The sequence below is a fragment of the Aeromicrobium sp. Root236 genome (genome assembly GCF_001428805.1).
Lineage (GTDB): Bacteria > Actinomycetota > Actinomycetes > Propionibacteriales > Nocardioidaceae > Aeromicrobium.
Genome location: NZ_LMIS01000001.1, coordinates 495,778 through 512,505 on the forward strand (window position 1 = coordinate 495,778; position 16,728 = coordinate 512,505).

Consider the following 16,728-nt stretch of genomic DNA (forward strand, 5'->3'; position numbering starts at 1 on the left):
TTTTCCCACCGCGAAGGTCGTTCCCGTGCGTCGTATTCTCCTGGCAACTGTCGCTGCCACCAGCCTCGTTCTCGCTGGATGCGGCGGCAGCAGCGACTCCGGCGGGGGAGGACTCGACGACGTCAAGGTCAGCTCGGCCAAGACTCCCAAGGTCACGGTCGACAAAGGTTTCAAGGTCACCAAGACCGAGACCCGCGTCCTCAAGAAGGGCGGCGGCGAGAAGGTCGCCTCGGGCGACTCGCTCAAGATCAGCCTGGCCGGCGTCAACGGCACGACCGGCAAGCAGTTCGACAGCACGTACGCGACCGGCAAGCCCGTCACGTTCACGGTGTCCGACGGCATGCTGCCCGGATTCGTCAAGGGACTCGTCGGCCAGAAGATCGGCAGCCGCATCCTCGTCGCGATCCCGCCCAAGGAAGGCTTCGGCGACGCGGGACAGCCGTCCTACAACATCAAGAAGGGCGACACCATGGTGTTCCTCTTCGACCTCGTCGCCAAGATCCCTGACGAGGTGACCGGCACCAGCAAGAAGCTGCCCTCCGACCTTCCGCAGCTCAAGCTCGACGCCAACAAGCACCCGGTCAGCTTCACCAAGACCAAGACGATGGACAAGAAGAAGACCAAGGAGAGCACCGACGTCGTGATCCAGGGCAAAGGCCCCGAGGTCAAGTCCGGCCAGACCCTGACGGTCCAGTACGTCGGCCAGGTCTACCCGACCGGAACCGTCTTCGACGAGTCGTGGTCCAAGCAGCCCACCTCCTTCCAGATCGGCGGCGACGGCCTCATCAAGTGCTGGAACGACACGCTCATCGGCCAGAAGGTCGGCAGCCGTGTCGTCATCGTCTGCCCGGCTGACAAGGCCTACGGTGACAAGCCGCCGGCGGGCAGCAAGATCGGCAAGGGCGACACGCTGATCTTCGCGGTCGACTTGCTCGACGCTTCCTGACATCCTCCTGACATGGCCGAACGCAAGACCGAGAGGTTGATGAACCTCATCTTCGCGTTGCTGGTCAGTCGCCAGTACCTCACGAAGGACCAGATTCGCGAGTCGATCGCCGACTACCGCGACTCGACGCCTCAGGCGTTCGACCGCAAGTTCGAGCGCGACAAGGAGGAGCTGCGCGAGCTCGGCATCACTGTCGAGATGGGCCAGAACGACAAGTACTTCAACGACGAGCCCGGCTACCGCATCCGCCGGGACGAGGCGGAGCTGCCCGATCTCGAGCTGACCCGCGAGGAGGCTGCGGTCATCGGGCTCGCGACACAGGTCTGGGAGCATGCCGGCCTGGCGAGCGAGTCGACGACGGCACTGGTCAAGCTCAAGGCCATCGGCGTCGATGTCGACACGAGCGTCCTGCGCATGGCCGAGCCCAAGCTGTCGACCGACGAGCCGTCGTTCGACAGCATGTGGGAGGCGGTGACCCGGCGCATCCCGATCTCGTTCGTCTACGCCCGTCCTGGTCGTGAGCCCATGGAGCGTCACCTGCAACCCTGGGGCATCATCTCGTGGCACGACCGCTGGTACGTCGGCGGATTCGACCTCGATCGCGACGAGGTCCGCATCTTCCGCCTGTCGCGCGTGGTCGGTGAGGTCGAGACGATCGGTGCACCGGGGTCCTACGAGGTGCCCGAGGACGTCGACATGAAGGACATCGCCCGCGAGCTGTTCCCGCCCGCCTCCGACGTCGCGGCGGTCCTGCGGATCCGCACCGGTCGCGGGCAGTCGTTGCGCCGCCTTGCCGAGAAGGTCACCCCGCTGAGCGAGGACCTCGACGAGGTGGAGATCCGCTACTCGTCGCGGTGGGAGCTCGCCTCCGAGGTGGCGTCCTACGGCCCGGACGTCGTCGTCGTGTCACCCCCGGACGTACGTGACGCCGTGATCGAGCGGCTCAAGGCTGCGGCACGGGGCAGCCTCGAGGTGGGCGCATGAGCAGATCGCGCCAGCAGGTGGTCCGGATGTTGGCGTTGGTGCCCTACCTGCAGGGCAACGACGGCATCCCGGTCAACGAGGTGGCCGCCGAGTTCGGCGTCAGCCCCAGGGTCATCCGCGACGACCTGCGCCTGCTGATGTACACGGGCACGGGGGAGTACGCCGGCGAGCTCATCGACTTCGACCTCACGGCCCTGGAGGAGGACGGCGTCGTGCACATCCGCGACGCCGAGTTCATGACCCGCCCGCTGCGCATCAGTGCGCGCGAGGGCGTGGCCCTGATCGTCGCGCTCCGCACGCTGCGCGCCTCGGCGAGCGGATCGGAGCTCACGGTGATCGACAGCGCGCTGGCCAAGCTCGAGAGTGCGGTCGGCGACAGCGCCTCGGCGCCCGTCGACGTCGTGGTCGACCAGGTCGACCCGGCGATCCACACCGCGATCGTGCACGGCCTGGCCAACGGCAAGCGCCTCCAGCTGACCTACGCGACGGTCGCCCGCGACGAGCAGTCCGTACGCGCCGTCGACCCCCGGCGACTGTTCACCGAGCAGGGCAAGCTCTACCTCGAGGCCTGGTGCCTGAGGGCGCAGGACCTGCGGTTCTTCCGCCTCGACCGCGTCATCGACGCGCAGGTCACGGACGTCGACGCCGAGGACCACGACGTCCAGGAGCGCGACCTGTCCGACGGCATCTTCACCGTCGGAGAGGAGACCCCCTACGCCCTCGTCGACCTGCATCCGCGCGCCCACTGGCTGACCGAGTACTACCAGGTCGACCTGTTGGAGCAGAACGCCGACGGTGTCTGGCGGGCCAAGCTCTACGGCGCCGACTGGGCCTGGCTGCGGCGCCTCGTGCTGCGCAACGCCGGCTCGGTCACCGTGATCGAGCCACTCGAACTTGCCCAAGACGTGTCCGAGCAAGCTGCTCTTGCGCTTCGCGCGTACGATGAGCAGTGAATCGCTCATCTAGGAGTAGCCATGTTCCGCCAGATCGGCCCCACTGAGATCCTCATCGTGCTCGGAGTCGTGCTGCTGCTGTTCGGCGGCAAGAAGCTGCCAGAGCTCGCGCGCGGATCAGGCAAGGCGCTTCGCATCTTCAAGACCGAGGTCAAGGCCCTGCACGACGACGATGACGACGAGATCAAGCCGGCGTCGCTCGAGACGGTGCAGACGACCGAGCCGGACAAGAAGCCCGAACAGGCCTGACGCTTGGCGCTTCGGCGCGGCAGTGCCACCCCACCCGGTGGCACCATGCCGCTGGTCGGCCATCTCCGTGAGCTGCGCCGACGACTCATCATCGCGGTGCTCTCCATCCTGGTGGGCACCATCGTCGGCTGGATCATCTATCCGCAGGCCTTCGACTTCCTCAAGCAGCCCTACGTCGACGGCATCCAACCGCTCCTCGAGCGCAAGGGGTTCAAGGCCGACCTCGTCCTGAACGGCGGGGTCGGGAGCGCCTTCAGCTTCCGGCTCAAGCTCGCGCTGAGCATCGGGCTGGTCATCTCGAGCCCGGTCTGGATCGGTCAGATCTGGGGATTCATCCTCCCGGCCCTGCACCGCAACGAGAAGCGCTGGGCGTTCCTGCTGACGGCCACCGGCGCGCCACTGTTCGCCGGCGGCATCGTGGTCGGCTACCTCGTGCTGCCCAAGGGGATCCAGGTCCTCATCAGCTTCGCCCCCTCGTCCGTCGACGTGCTGCTGTCCCTCGAGGACTACCTCAACTTCGTCATACGCACGGTCCTGGTCTTCGGCGTCGCCGCCGAGATTCCGCTGGTCGTCGTGATGCTCAACCGGCTCGGGCTGGTCAGCGCCAGCCAGCTCTCGCGCGCCCGGCCGTGGACGATCATCGGCATCTTCATCTTCGCGGCGGTCGCGACGCCGAGCACCGACCCGTTGACGATGCTGTTCCTCGCCGCCCCCATGACGATCCTCTACCTCATCTCCGAGGTCATCGCGAAGCTCACGGACCGCAAGCGGGCCAAGACCCGGCCCGAGGAGCTCGCCGACGACGAGGTCTCACCTCTGGACGAGGACTAGCCTCTACGCTGCTCGCATGCACTATGCGCTCGTCGTCAACCCGACCTCCGGCAAACGCCGTGGTGAAGCGATCGCCGCGCAGGCTGCCGAACGCCTGGGCCACGCGGGACACGTCACGACCCGCATCCAGGGTGAGGACGCCTCGACCGCGCGCGACCAGCTCAAGCAGGCCATCGACAGCGGCCTCGACGGGGTCATCGTCGTCGGGGGAGACGGAGCGCTGCACGGAGTGCTCGACCACGTGGCCGACTCCGACCTGGCCTTCGGCCTGATCCCCGCGGGCACGGGCAACGACACCGCACGCTCCCTCGGCATCCCCGTGAAGGACGTCGACGCAGCGGTCGACCTGATCGTCGCGGGCCACGTGCGTACGGTCGACCTCGCGCGCACCGGCGAGGCGTACGTCGCGACCGTGATCGCGTCGGGCTTCGACTCCAAGGTCAACGAGCGGGCCAACGCGATGACCTGGCCGCGCGGCAACATGCGCTACAACATCGCGATCCTCGCCGAGCTGCGCAAGTTCGAGCCGCTGGCGTTCACCCTGACGCTCGACGGCCGGACGATCGAGCGCGAGGCAATGCTCGTGGCGGTCGGCAACGGCCCCTCGTTCGGCGGCGGCATCCGCATCTGCGAGGGCGCCTTAATGGACGACGGGCTCCTCGACGTCGTCGTGATCAACCCGGTCAGCAAGGGCAAGCTCATCCGCGTGTTCCCCAAGCTCTACAAGGGCACGCACATCACGATGCCCGAGTTCGAGCGTCACCTGGTCCGCGAGGTGACCCTGTCGTCGCCCGGCATCGTGGCGTACGGGGACGGTGAACGCCTCGGTCCGTTGCCCATGACGACGACCGTGCAGCCTGCGGCGTTGCGGGTGTTCGCGCCACCCGCGCCGTGACGGGTGGATCACCCGTTCGCGCGTAGGCTGGAGGTATGACCACGCCGGCCGAGAAGTACGCCCATTCCCGCGCCGCCCGGGCCTATCCGCACCTGGCTGCGTTCCGCGGCCACTACGCCTTCGAGCTCGACGACTTCCAGGTCGAGGCGTGCAAGGTCGTCGAGGACGGCCACGGCGTGCTCGTCGCGGCGCCGACCGGCTCCGGTAAGACGATCGTCGGCGAGTTCGCAGTGCACGTCGCCCTCGAGACCGGCCGCAAGTGCTTCTACACGACACCGATCAAGGCGCTGTCCAACCAGAAGTACGCCGACCTGGTCGCCCGCCACGGAGCCGAGAACGTCGGCCTGCTGACCGGCGACAACACGATCAACGGCGAGGCCCCCGTCGTCGTCATGACGACCGAGGTGCTGCGCAACATGCTCTACGCCGGGTCGCGCACGCTCGACACGCTCGGCTACGTCGTGATGGACGAGGTGCACTACCTCGCCGACCGCATGCGTGGCGCGGTGTGGGAGGAAGTCATCATCCACCTGCCGGAGTCGGTGTCGGTGATCTCGCTGTCGGCGACGGTGTCCAACGCCGAGGAGTTCGGCGACTGGCTCACCGAGGTGCGCGGCGACACCGTGACGATCGTCGAGGAACGCCGTCCCGTGCCGCTGCACCAGCACGTGCTCGTCGGCCGCAAGATGTTCCCTCTGTTCGAGTCGAGCGCCGACGACCAGGGCGTCGAGGTCAACCAGGCGTTGACCCGCATCGCGCGCGACGACTGGCAGTTCACCCGGATGCACAAGGGCCGGCCCGGCAAGGGTGGCAAGCGGCCGCGCAGTCGGCACCGCACGGCGAGTCGCGTCGAGGTCGTCGAGCGGCTCGACGCCGAAGGCCTCCTGCCCGCGATCTGCTTCATCTTCAGCCGGGTCGGGTGCGACGCGGCGGTCAAGCAGTGCCTCGACGCGCGGCTGACCCTGACGACGCCGGAGGAGCAGGCCGAGATCGGCGCCCTGGTCGACGCCACGTGCTCGCACCTGCCGGAGGACGACCTCCACGTGCTGGGCTACTACGAGTTCCGCGACGCGCTCGTGCGCGGCATCGCCTCGCACCACGCGGGCATGCTGCCGACCTTCAAGGAGTGCGTCGAGCTGCTGTTCAGCGACGGTCTGGTCAAGATCATCTTCGCCACCGAGACGTTGGCGCTCGGCATCAACATGCCGGCACGCTCGGTCGTCATCGAGAAGCTGTCGAAGTGGAACGGCGAGACCCACGCCAACATCACGCCGGGGGAGTACACCCAGCTGACGGGTCGCGCCGGTCGCCGTGGCATCGACGTCGAGGGGCACGGTGTCGTGCTCTGGCAGCCGGGGCTCGATCCCAAGCAGGTCGCCGGCCTCGCCAGCACGCGAACGTACCCGCTCAACTCGTCGTTCCAGCCGTCCTACAACATGGCGGTCAACCTGGTGGGCCAGGTCGGACGCACGATCGCCCGCGAGCTGCTCGAGCAGTCGTTCGCGCAGTTCCAGGCCGATCGAGCCGTGGTCGGGCTCGCCACGCAGATCCGCAGGGCCGACGAGGCGCTCGAGGGTTATCGCGAGCAGGTGGAGTGCGACAAGGGCGACTTCATGGAGTACGCCGCGCTGCGTCGCGAGCTCAGCGACATCGAGGCCTCCGGCTCCAAGGCACGCAGGGCCGCCGACCGGCAGGACGTCGTCGAGTCGCTCGTCAAGCTCAAGCCCGGTGACGTCATCAACGTCCCGGTCGGCCGTTGGGCCGGCATCGCCGTCGTGCTCGACCCGGGTCGTACGACCGACACCGACGGTCCGCGCCCGATGGTGCTGACCGCCAACCGGCACGCCCGTCGGCTGGCGATGGTGGACTTCAACACCCCGGTGGCGCCCATCACGACGATGCGCATCCCCAAGTCGTTCAACGCCCGCAACCCGCAGTCGCGGCGCGACCTGGCGTCGCAGCTGCGCAACCGGGCGGAGGGCGTAGCGTGGCGCCAGGACAAGCCGTACCGCGAGAACATCTCGCGCGAGGACCCGCGCATCGCCTCGATCCGCGACAAGCTGCGCAACCATCCGTGCCACAGCTGCCCCGACCGCGAGAAGCACGCCCGATGGGCCGAGCGCTACTTCAAGCTCGAGCGTGACACCGCCAACCAGCGCGGTCGCATCGAGTCACGGACCAACACCGTGGCGCGCCAGTTCGACCGCGTGTGCGAGGTCCTCGACGTGCTCGGCTATCTCGACGGCGATCAGGTCACCCCCGACGGCAAGCGGCTCCAGCGGCTCTACAGTGAGCTCGACCTGCTCGTCAGCGAGTGCCTGCGCAGCAGCGTGTGGGACGGCCTCGAAGCAGCCGACCTGGCTGCCGTGGTGAGCGGTCTGACGTTCGAGTCGCGCAACGCCGACGAGGCGCCCGCCCCGCGCTACCCGACCGAGACGGTGCGCACGGTCGCCGACACCATGACCAAGCTGTGCACCGACCTGCAGCAGCTGGAGCGCGAGCACCGGGTGAGGTTCCTGCACCAGCCCGACTTCGGGTTCGCGCACGCGGTCTGGCAGTGGAGCATGGGCGCGTCGCTCGATGACGTGCTGAGCCAGATGGACCTCGCGGCGGGTGACTTCGTGCGGGCCATGAAACAGCTCATCGACGTCGTGGCCCAGGTCGCCGATGCGGCGGGCCCGGGGCCGCTGCGGGACACCGCTCGCGAGTCGCTCGACCTGCTCCGCCGCGGCGTCGTCGCCTACACCAGCGTGACGAGCTGAGTCCGGCTCCTTGAGCTTGTCGAAAGACGTCCTTTCGACAAGCTCAAGGACCTACTGCTGGTTACTCCTTGGCGAGGGCCGCCAGGGCCCTGTCGGTGGCGCCACCGAGGCCCCAGGTCTCGCCGAACGCCCGGAATGCCTCCTCCTGGACGGGCGCCGTCAGCACCTCGAAGTCGCACGCGTCCCGCTTGACCGCGACGACCGTGCGCGCGGCGGCGATGTAGTCGCCCGAGTCGAGCAGCGACTGGCGTACGCGCGGCTTGATCGACGACCAGCGGTCCTGCGCCGCGGCGAGGATGCCGTCGATGTCGCCGAACTCCTTGAGCAGCACGGCAGCGGTCTTGTCGCCGATGCCGGCGACACCCGGGAGGCCGTCGGACGCATCCCCCCGCATCACCGCGAAGTCGACGTACTGCGAGGCATCGATGCCGTACTTCGCGCGGATCCACGCGTTGTCGACGACGTCGTGCTTGGACACCCCTCGGGCGACGTAGAGGACGCGTACGCCGCGGTCGTCGTCGACGAGCTGGAACAGGTCGCGGTCGCCGGTCACGATGTCGACAGGTCCGTCCCAGGTCGACGCGAACGTGCCGATGATGTCGTCGGCCTCGGCGTCGGGTGCGCCGACGACGGGGATGCCCAGCAGGGCGAACGCCTCGGCGATCAGAGGCACCTGCGGGCCGAGCAAGCCGCCGGTCGTGTCGGCCTCGCCACCCGCCTCGTCGAGGCGCTGCGTCTTGTAGGACGGGATCAGGTCGACACGCCACTGCGGCCGCCAGTCGTCGTCCCAGCAGGCGACGACCGCCTCGGGCTTGTACTGGGTCGTCAACGTCGACGTGAAGTCGAGGATGCCGCGCAGGGCGTTGACAACCGTCCCGTCGGGGGACTTCAGGGAGTCGGGGACGCCGAAGAACGCCCGGAAGTACAGACTCGCGCTGTCGAGGAGCAGCAGTCGACCGTGTGCCATGCAGCCGAGCCTAGTGCGATGCGACGCTCAGCCGGCGGTGCTGTCGCCCTCTTCGAGCTCGCGCCGTTGCTTCTCGGTGAGCTCGCGCTGCGTCTCCCGGTAGGCCCGACGCTGTTCCTCCGCGCGCTCCCGCAGGCTGCGCAGGAACGCCTCGTCGTCCTCGGGGTTGGTCGCGACGGCGCGCCCGGGACGGTCGTACTCGGGGAACGAGGGGTGACCGTGGTTGCCCTTGTAGGGCATCGACGCCGTCGGACTGCTCTCGGGTCGCCCGGCAACGAGCCAGGCGATCGAGCCGACGAGCGGGAAGAACAGCACGAGGATGAGCCACCAGACCTTGCTCAGGTTGCGGCAGGCGTACTCGTCGGTCGAGATGACGTCGAGCAGGCAGAAGATCCACAGGCCCAGGATGACCAGGCCAAGCGCTCCGTCCATCAGCAGCACGTCGTCGTCTCCCATTCGTCAGTCGCCACATCATGGCAGCCACGACCCGCGCGGCGGGGCGGAATGCACAGATCGGCGCCACCACCCGATCAGGTGATGGCGCCGATCGTCGAGCGGCTCAGCGTACGAGCTGGGGCTCCCGCGCCGGAACCTTGGACTTGCTCGCCTTGCCCTTGAGGCTGCCGTCCGGGAACAGCCCGGTCTTCGACATCGTCAGCACGGCCGTCGCGTGGGCTGCGGCGTCGCCGAGCTCCTGCAACGCGGTCGTGTTGAGGTTGGAGATGTCGTCGCAGGCTGCGTGATAGCAGGCGTCGTACGGCTCACCGGCGGCACCGCCGTAGACGGCGGCCTCCTCGGGCGTCTTGATGCCCTCAGCACCGCTGAACAGGCCGCCGGCAGGGATGCCGGCCTCGATGAACGGTCCGTAGTCGGACCGGCCGTCGAAGTCTGTCGGCTCGGACGCGAGGCCCTTCGCACCGAAGTAGTCGGTGAAGATCCGCTCGATCGCGTCGGATCCAGCCGGGCCGGCGTCGCCGCCCGCCGAGCCGTCACCGTCGTAGACGAAGCGGACGTAGTTGGGCGAGCCGAGCATGTCGAAGTTGAGGTTGGCGTAGATCTTCGACAGCTGGGAGTCGGACAGCGATGTCACGTAGTGCTCCGAGCCCAGCAGGCCGGCCTCCTCGGCACCCCAGAACGCGAAGCGCACGGGGCGTTCGAGCTTCTTGGTGAGCTTGAGCGCCGACATCTGCTCGGCGATCTCGAGGATCGTCGCCGAGCCCGACCCGTTGTCGTTGATGCCCGGTCCTGCGGCCACGCTGTCGAGGTGCGCGCCCACCACGACGACCTGGTCGGTGTTGGTGTGCTTCAGAGCCTTCGCCGGCAGGTCGGCGATCACGTTCTCGGTCTCGCGGTTGAGATCGGTCTCGGTCTTGGTCGTCACCCTCGCGGTCACGCCGTCCGCGGCAAGTGCTGCGCCGTCCTCGTACGAGACGCCGACGACGGGAATGCCGACGGGATCGCCGAGCGTGCCGGTCAGCAGCTCGTCACGGCCCGGCTGACCTTCGTTGAACATGATGACGGCGTCATAGCCGGCCGCGGCGGCGTTGACCGCCTTCTCGCCGAACGTGCACGTGCCCCGCTGGATCAGGGCGATCGCCGGCTCGGCCGGTGCGGGAGCGAAGTCGGAGGCCTCGCAACCAGAGGTGCTGCTCGGCTCGGCCGCGGGCGGAATCATGACGTCGTTGGTCGGGATGACCGGCCCGGTCACGTCGCCTGTTCCGGAGTAGTCCATCGTGTGCGTCTCGACCTCGCGCTCGGTCGGCGTGAGCTGGGTCAGCGTGGCGGGCTCCAGCTCGCGGGTGAACGGAAAGGTGAACTTCTGCCGCTTGACCGTGTAGCCGGCCTGCTTGAGCTTCTTGGCGACGTAGTCAGCCGACTCCGTGTGACCCGGCAGGCCTGATGCCCGCGTGCCCTCGTTGCGGTTGGCGATGACCTGCAGCTGTCGCAGGTGCTGGACGATGCCACTGACCGTGACGGCCTTGGTGAGCTTGCTGGTGTCGACAGGTCTCGGCGTATGGCTTGTGGCTGTGGCCGGACCCGCGACGAGAAGGCTTGCCGTCATGGTGACGGCAGCGATGGATGGCAAGAGTCTGCGCATCTGTTGATCCCCCGATCGTGAGTTGGTCTCCACACACTAGGTCGGGGCATGGGACCTGTCACGTGTGGTTGCGACCTGCACGGACTGTCGCTGAGGTCGGCGCGGGTATCGTCTTCTCGTGAGCAGATGGCGCAAAGCACAGGCACTGGCCGCATCGCAGGGCATCGACGCCCTCCTCATCACGCCGGGGGCGGATCTTCGCTACCTGACCGGCTATGTCGCGCTGCCGCTCGAACGGCTGACGTGCCTGGTGCTGCCGGCTGACGGCGACCCGACGCTCGTCGTCCCGACGCTCGAGAAGCCGGCCGCGGTCGCCTCGGGCGTCGACGTGCAGGTCGAGTCTTGGGACGAGACCGATGACCCGTACGCGCTGGTCGCCACGCTGGTCGGCGACGCCGCCACGATCGCGGTCGACGACCACATGTGGGCCTCACGGGTGTTCGCGTTCAGGGAGATGTTCCCCCATGCGCGCCAGGTGCTCGGCGGCGAGCTCGTCCAGCAGCTGCGCATCCGCAAGGACGCCGACGAGATCGATGCGCTGCGCGAGGCCGGTCTCGCGATCGACCGCGTGCACTCACGGATGGGTGAGTGGCTGCGGCCGGGCCGCACCGAGCGCGAAGTCGGCGCCGACATCGCCCGCGCGATCCTCGACGAGGGCCACGAGACGGTCGACTTCGTCATCGTGGGCTCCGGTCCCAACGGCGCGTCGCCGCACCACGAGGTCTCGGACCGGGTCATCGAGGAGGGCGATCCGGTCGTCATCGACATCGGCGGCACCACCCACGCCGGCTACTGCTCGGACTCGACCCGCAACTACCTCGCCGGCGGCAGCGTCCCGGCCGCTTACGCCGAGGCGTACGCGGTGCTGCACGCGGCTCAGCAGGCCCAGCGCGAGCATGCGCGGCCGGGTGTCACGGCTGAGTCCGTCGACGCCATCGGTCGCACCCTGATCGCCGACGCGGGCTTCGGCGACCTGTTCATCCACCGCACCGGTCACGGCATCGGCCAGGAGACCCACGAGGAGCCCTACATCGTGGAGGGCAGCGACCTCGTGCTCGAAGAAGGCATGGCGTTCTCGATCGAGCCCGGCATCTACTTCGAGGGGCAGTTCGGCGCCCGCATCGAGGACATCGCGGTGTGCACGGCCGACGGTCTCGAGGTGCTCAACAACACGCCACGCGAGCTCGTCGTCCTGTGACACCCAGCTGGGCGACCCTGACGCGCACCGGTCGAGCAGGACCAGCCGGACTCGGGTCGGCACGGCACCTCACGCCTGACGTCGGCGCGCGCATCGCCTGGCCCGCTGCCGTGGCACTCGGCGTGCTCTCGTCGCTCAACTTCGACCCGGTCGGCCTGCCGTACGCGATGGTCGTGGCGATCGGCGGCCTCACGTGGCTGGCCCACGCCCTGCGAGCGGCCCGCAAACGTACGGTCATGGTCACCGGCCTGCTCTATGGGCTCGCGTTCATGGGGCCGCTCATCTGGTGGATGAACGCGGTCAGCCATGGTGCGTACGTCGGGCTGGTCGTCGCCGAAGCCCTGTTCTACGTCCCCATCATGCTGGCGCTGCGCGCCTCCGCCCGTCTGCGGTGGTGGCCGCTCTGGGGCGCTGCGGTGTGGGTCCTCGGGGAGTGGGCTCGCGGGCGTTTCCCGTTCACGGGATTCCCCTGGGGTCGGCTGGCGCACACGTCGATCGACACGCCCTTCGAGGCGTACGCCCGGCTGGTCGCGATGCCGGGGACGAGTGCAGTGCTGTTCCTCGTCGCCGCCCTGCTGGTGGTGCTGGTGACGACGTCCGCGTGGCGCACCAGGGGTCTGGCCGTCGCCGGGGTGCTGGCGATCGCCGGGGTCGGCGCCGTCCTGCCGACGGGCATCGCCGGGGCTGACGGGACCCGACAGGTCGCGCTCGTCCAGGGCAACGTCCCCGGGGTGTTCCTGACCTGGCCGATCGGCGAGATCTTCAAGCTCCATGCCGCGGAGACCGACAAGCTGGCTGACAAGATCGACGCCGGCGAGGTCCCCCGACCCGACATGGTGCTGTGGCCCGAGAACTCGACGGACACCGATCCCTACTTCGACGAGCCGGTCAAGCAGCGCATCCAGGCGCTCTCCAGGCGCATTGGCGCACCGATCCTGGTCGGCGGCATCTTCGACGGCCCGACCAGCTCCACGGCCTACAACGCGGGCGTCGTGTGGACAGCCGACGGCCCGGGGGAGCGCTACGTCAAGCTCAAGCCAGTGCCGTTCGGTGAGTACGTCCCGTGGCGCAAGCAGGCCGGGTTCTTCGTCAACCGCCTCGCCCGCGACATCCCGCGCGACATGGTCGCCGGGGACGAGCCCGGCGCGCTGCACATCGGCGACACGCTCATCGGCGACTCGATCTGCTACGACATCGCATACGACAGCGTGACCCGTGGGGCGGTCGACCGCGGCGCGCAGATGATCGTCGTGCAGACCAGCAACGCCGCGTTCACCAACACCTCGCAGCCCGAGCAGCAGTGGGACATCTCGAGGTTGCGCGCCATCGAGACCGGTCGGTGGGTCGCCGTGCCCTCGACCAACGGCATCACCGGATTCGTCGACCCTGACGGCCGCGGTGTCGCGCGCGCACCCATGCACGAGCCGGCCACGCTGAGTGCCAAGGTCACCCTGGCGTCCGGCAAGACTCCGGCGCTGGTCATCGGGGCGCCCCTGGAGTACGTCCTGGTGGTGCTGGGTCTGGGAGCATGGTGGTTCGGCACTCGACGAAGGACACCTGAAGGCGTGAGCGAACCCACCGAGGCGGAGGCATGACCCGCACCCTGGTCGTCATCCCGACCTACAACGAGGCCGACAACGTCGCGTGGATCGTCGAGCAGCTGCACCTCGCGCAGCCGGGTGTCGACGTCCTGATCGCCGACGACGGCTCTCCTGACGGCACTGGAGAGATCGCCGACTCCCTGGCAGCCGACGATCCCCGGGTCAACGTCATGCACCGCAGCGGCAAGCAAGGGCTCGGCTCGGCGTACCGCGCAGGCTTCGCCTGGGGCATCGAACGCGGCTACGACGTGCTGGTCGAGATGGACGCCGACGGCTCGCACCGTCCCGAGGACCTCGGGAGGCTGCTCGAGGCGAGCGACGCCGGCGCCGACCTCGTGCTCGGGTCGCGGTGGGTCGACGGCGGGGGAGTCGTCAACTGGCCGTGGCACCGGCGATTCATCTCCCGCGGCGGCACGTTCTACGCCCGCCTGATGCTCGGCATCCCGGTCAAGGACGCGACCGGGGGATTCCGGGCGTTCCACCGCCAGACGCTCGAGAAGCTGCCGCTCGACGAGGTGGCCTCGCAGGGCTACTGCTTCCAGATCGACATGGCGCGCCGCGTGCTCGGCGCCGGCATGACGATCGTCGAGGTGCCCATCACGTTCGTCGAGCGTGAGCGCGGCGAGTCCAAGATGAGCGGTGGGATCGTGCGCGAAGCGCTGTGGCGGGTGACGGTGTGGGGCCTCCAGCGGCTGATCTCCAAGCCGTCACGCCTGCGCCGTTCCTAACCCTGGGCGCGGTCACCTTCAGCTCACGGCTGGGGCCGCGGAGTACTCCTCGTCGGTGACCGGCTGCAGCCAGTGGACGACCTCGTGCTGGTCATCGCCTTCGTTGATCGCGAGGTGAACCATGAGTCGGTGGGGTGCGGCGCCGTGCCAGTGCTCCTCGTCGGCCTCGAAGAGGACGCGATCTCCCGGCCGGATGACCTCGACGGGACCGCCCCGTCGTTGGCACAGGCCGACGCCTTCGGTCACGAAGACGGTCTGGCTCAACGGGTGGCGGTGCCAGTGGGTGCGGGCTCCCGGCATGAAGTGCACGAGTGCCGCGGTCACACGCGACGGCGGCGGCGCAGCGGCAACCGAGTCGATGTAGACGTCCCCGGTGAACCAGTCGCTGGGTCCCTTCATGGTGTCGGTCGAGCTGCGGGTGATCTGCATGATTCCTACCTAGGTTCTGGGAGGGGTGGTTGACGGGGCGGAGGGCGCCGTCCACGAGGCGAGCAGACGGAGTCGTTCGGCCGAGGGCGAGCCCGGTTCGGCGGTGTAGACCATCAGGACGAGCCCGGGCTCGGCGGTGATGGCCAGCTCCTCGTACGCCAAGGTCAGCTCCCCGACGACGGGGTGGTGAAACCGCTTGGTGCCTGAGCCGTGGATACGAACGTTGTGGTCTGCCCAGAGGCGGCGGAAGGTCTCGCTCTGCGTCGAGAGCTCGCCGACGAGATTCTGCAGTCCACGGTCGTGAGGATCGCGGCCGGCCTCGATGCGCATGATGCCGACGCACATCTGGGCGAACAGCTCCCAGTCCGGATAGAAGTCACGGGAGGCAGGATCGAGGAACTGGAACCGCGCCAGGTTGGGGAGCCGGCCGTCCTCGCCGATGACGGGGGAGTAGAACGCGCGGCCCAGCTTGTTGGTGGCCAACAGGTTCTGCTGAGGATCGCGGACGAACGCGACGCCCTCGGTGATCGCCTCCAGCGCCCACTGCAGGCTGAGACGGGACGCAGCCTTGCTGGGCGTACGCCGACGGGCTCGTCCCGAGGTGGGGATGCCGTCTGCAGCACGGGCCAGGTCGAGCAGATGGGCGTGCTCGGTCTCGTCGAGCTGAAGGGCTCGCGCCAGTCCGTCGAGCACCCCGGACGAGGCACCGGCGATGTTGCCGCGCTCGAGGCGGGCGTAGTACTCGACGCTCAGTCCGGCCAAGGACGCGACCTCACTCCGACGCAGTCCGGGCACCCGGCGGCTGCCGGTGGTCGGGAGTCCGACCTGGTCCGGGGTGATGCGCGCACGTCGGGTGGTGAGGAACTCGCGTACCTCTTGGCGTACGTCCTTGCGCTGGTCCACATGACAACCCTAGGCCCGGGGGACGCAGGGCCGAAGCCGCGAGGGATGCCCTGTCAGTACACGTATCGACAGTGACTTCCTGCCCGTCTCGCCTTCACGTTGACTGATGGTGTGGCGTCGAACGGCGTCGCAACGAACCATCGACGAAGAGGAGCACGATGCGTCAGGTAGTCATGCATGGGCCCGGTGACGTCCGGGTCGAGGACCGCGAGAACCCGGCGATCATCGAACCGACAGACGCGATCATCCGCCTGTCGGCGACCTGCATCTGCGGCAGCGACCTGTGGCCGTACCGGGGCGCGGAGCCCGTCGACCACCAGGTGATGGGACATGAGTACGTGGGAGTCGTCGAGGAGATCGGCTCCGAGGTGCACACCATCAAGGTGGGAGACTTCGTGGTCGGATCGTTCTGGGCCTCCGACAACACCTGTGAGGTCTGCCGGGCCGGCTATCAGGCGTACTGCACGCACCGGGTGCTGATGGGCACCCTCGGCACGCAGTCCGAGCTTGCCCGCGTCCCGCTTGCCGACGGAACACTCGTCGCGACCCCCGGCATGCCCGAGCCGGATCTCATCCCGTCGCTCATGGCCGCCTCAGACGTGCTCGGCACCGGGTGGTTCGCCGCCGTCGCGGCCGAGGTCGGTCCTGGCAAGACGGTGGCAGTCGTCGGCGACGGCGCGGTCGGCCTGCTGGGCGTCCTCGCCGCCAAGCAGCTCGGCGCCGCACGCATCATCGCGTTCAGCCGGCACGCCGACCGGCAGGCACTGGCCCGCGAGTTCGGTGCCACCGACATCGTCGTGGAGCGAGGCGAGGCGGGCGTCGCCAAGGTCAAGGAGCTCACCGGCGGCCTCGGCGCGCACTCGGTCATCGAGGCGGTCGGCACCCAGGAAGCGATGATGCAGGCGATCCACTCCACCAGGCCTGGTGGCCACGTCGGGTTCGTCGGCGTCTCGCACGACGTCGCCATCCCGGGCGACGAGCTGTTCATGGCGGGCGTCCACATTCACGGGGGACCCGCACCCGTACGCCAGTTCCTGCCCGACCTGATCCAGCTCATCTGGAACCGAGCAATCGATCCGGGCAAGGTGTTCGACCTCACCCTGCCGCTCGATCGTGCTGCCGAGGGCTATCAGGCGATGGACGAGCGCTCCGCCATCAAGGTGCTGCTCACGCTGTGAAGGCCT

16 protein-coding genes are annotated in these 16,728 nt (G+C 68.5%); 11 read left to right on the forward strand and 5 right to left on the reverse strand.

Going from position 1 to position 16,728, the window contains the following annotated elements:
• The first annotated feature begins 25 nt into the window (after nucleotides 1-25).
• Genes ASE12_RS02490 through ASE12_RS02520 form a run of 7 tightly spaced genes read left to right on the forward strand, consistent with a single transcriptional unit; the run spans nucleotide 26 to nucleotide 7,620 of the window.
• A complete protein-coding gene (locus tag ASE12_RS02490; RefSeq protein WP_056396518.1) occupies nucleotides 26-946 on the forward strand; it encodes an FKBP-type peptidyl-prolyl cis-trans isomerase in 921 nt (306 codons plus the stop codon).
• Nucleotides 947-958: 12 nt separating this feature from the next.
• Nucleotides 959-1,930, forward strand: coding sequence for a YafY family protein (locus tag ASE12_RS02495; protein WP_056396521.1), 972 nt, complete (start codon nucleotides 959-961; stop codon nucleotides 1,928-1,930).
• The gene (locus ASE12_RS02500) at nucleotides 1,927-2,883 is read left to right on the forward strand and encodes a YafY family protein (RefSeq protein ID WP_056396523.1); all 957 of its coding nucleotides are present in this window, start codon (nucleotides 1,927-1,929) and stop codon (nucleotides 2,881-2,883) included. The genes ASE12_RS02495 and ASE12_RS02500 overlap by 4 nt, the downstream gene beginning before the upstream one ends.
• Nucleotides 2,884-2,904: 21 nt before the next feature.
• On the forward strand, nucleotides 2,905-3,132 hold the full coding sequence (tatA, locus tag ASE12_RS20475; RefSeq protein WP_056396524.1) for a Sec-independent protein translocase subunit TatA: 228 nt from the start codon (nucleotides 2,905-2,907) through the stop codon (nucleotides 3,130-3,132).
• A 45-nt stretch (nucleotides 3,133-3,177) separates the two neighbouring features.
• Nucleotides 3,178-3,963, forward strand: a complete 786-nt coding sequence (gene tatC, locus ASE12_RS02510) for a twin-arginine translocase subunit TatC (RefSeq protein WP_056396527.1) — start codon at nucleotides 3,178-3,180, stop codon at nucleotides 3,961-3,963.
• Between the two features lie 16 nt (nucleotides 3,964-3,979).
• Nucleotides 3,980-4,858 (forward strand): diacylglycerol kinase, encoded by an 879-nt coding sequence (locus ASE12_RS02515; RefSeq protein WP_056396530.1) that lies wholly within the window; start codon nucleotides 3,980-3,982, stop codon nucleotides 4,856-4,858.
• A gap of 35 nt (nucleotides 4,859-4,893) precedes the next feature.
• Nucleotides 4,894-7,620, forward strand: coding sequence for an RNA helicase (locus ASE12_RS02520; RefSeq protein WP_056396533.1), 2,727 nt, complete (start codon nucleotides 4,894-4,896; stop codon nucleotides 7,618-7,620).
• A 61-nt stretch (nucleotides 7,621-7,681) separates the two neighbouring features.
• Here ASE12_RS02520 and ASE12_RS02525 read toward each other — a convergent pair whose 3' ends face one another.
• The 3 genes from ASE12_RS02525 to ASE12_RS02535 form a co-directional block, all read right to left on the reverse strand.
• Complete coding sequence (locus tag ASE12_RS02525; protein WP_056396536.1) at nucleotides 7,682-8,587, reverse strand: 5'-3' exonuclease; 906 nt, start codon at nucleotides 8,585-8,587, stop codon at nucleotides 7,682-7,684.
• Between the two features lie 27 nt (nucleotides 8,588-8,614).
• Nucleotides 8,615-9,043, reverse strand: coding sequence for a PLD nuclease N-terminal domain-containing protein (locus ASE12_RS02530; RefSeq protein ID WP_200954949.1), 429 nt, complete (start codon nucleotides 9,041-9,043; stop codon nucleotides 8,615-8,617).
• A gap of 103 nt (nucleotides 9,044-9,146) precedes the next feature.
• A complete protein-coding gene (locus ASE12_RS02535) occupies nucleotides 9,147-10,685 on the reverse strand; it encodes a M28 family peptidase (protein ID WP_056396538.1) in 1,539 nt (512 codons plus the stop codon).
• 118 nt (nucleotides 10,686-10,803) lie between these two features.
• Here ASE12_RS02535 and ASE12_RS02540 point away from each other — a divergent pair, with 118 nt between their 5' ends.
• The 3 genes from ASE12_RS02540 to ASE12_RS02550 are packed head-to-tail and all read left to right on the forward strand — an operon-like array spanning nucleotide 10,804 to nucleotide 14,212.
• On the forward strand, nucleotides 10,804-11,883 hold the full coding sequence (locus ASE12_RS02540) for a Xaa-Pro peptidase family protein (protein WP_056396541.1): 1,080 nt from the start codon (nucleotides 10,804-10,806) through the stop codon (nucleotides 11,881-11,883).
• Nucleotides 11,880-13,478 carry an apolipoprotein N-acyltransferase gene (gene lnt, locus ASE12_RS02545; RefSeq protein ID WP_056396543.1) on the forward strand — a complete coding sequence of 533 codons (1,599 nt, stop codon included), beginning with the start codon at nucleotides 11,880-11,882 and terminating at the stop codon, nucleotides 13,476-13,478. Before ASE12_RS02540 ends, lnt begins: the two co-directional genes overlap by 4 nt.
• Complete coding sequence (locus ASE12_RS02550; RefSeq protein ID WP_056396546.1) at nucleotides 13,475-14,212, forward strand: polyprenol monophosphomannose synthase; 738 nt, start codon at nucleotides 13,475-13,477, stop codon at nucleotides 14,210-14,212. Before lnt ends, ASE12_RS02550 begins: the two co-directional genes overlap by 4 nt.
• Before the next feature lie 18 nt (nucleotides 14,213-14,230).
• On the opposite strand, the gene ASE12_RS02555 is transcribed toward ASE12_RS02550, so the two are convergent.
• Together ASE12_RS02555 and ASE12_RS02560 are read right to left on the reverse strand one after the other, a co-directional pair.
• Nucleotides 14,231-14,641: a cupin domain-containing protein gene (locus ASE12_RS02555; RefSeq protein ID WP_056396548.1), complete on the reverse strand. Its 411-nt coding sequence runs from the start codon at nucleotides 14,639-14,641 to the stop codon at nucleotides 14,231-14,233.
• Between the two features lie 9 nt (nucleotides 14,642-14,650).
• Entirely contained in the window at nucleotides 14,651-15,544 is an 894-nt protein-coding gene (locus ASE12_RS02560; RefSeq protein WP_056396550.1) for a helix-turn-helix transcriptional regulator, read from the reverse strand.
• A 158-nt stretch (nucleotides 15,545-15,702) separates the two neighbouring features.
• On the opposite strand from ASE12_RS02560, the gene ASE12_RS02565 reads away from it, so the two are divergent.
• Nucleotides 15,703-16,722 carry a zinc-dependent alcohol dehydrogenase family protein gene (locus tag ASE12_RS02565; protein ID WP_082582033.1) on the forward strand — a complete coding sequence of 340 codons (1,020 nt, stop codon included), beginning with the start codon at nucleotides 15,703-15,705 and terminating at the stop codon, nucleotides 16,720-16,722.
• Nucleotides 16,723-16,728 lie beyond the last annotated feature (6 nt).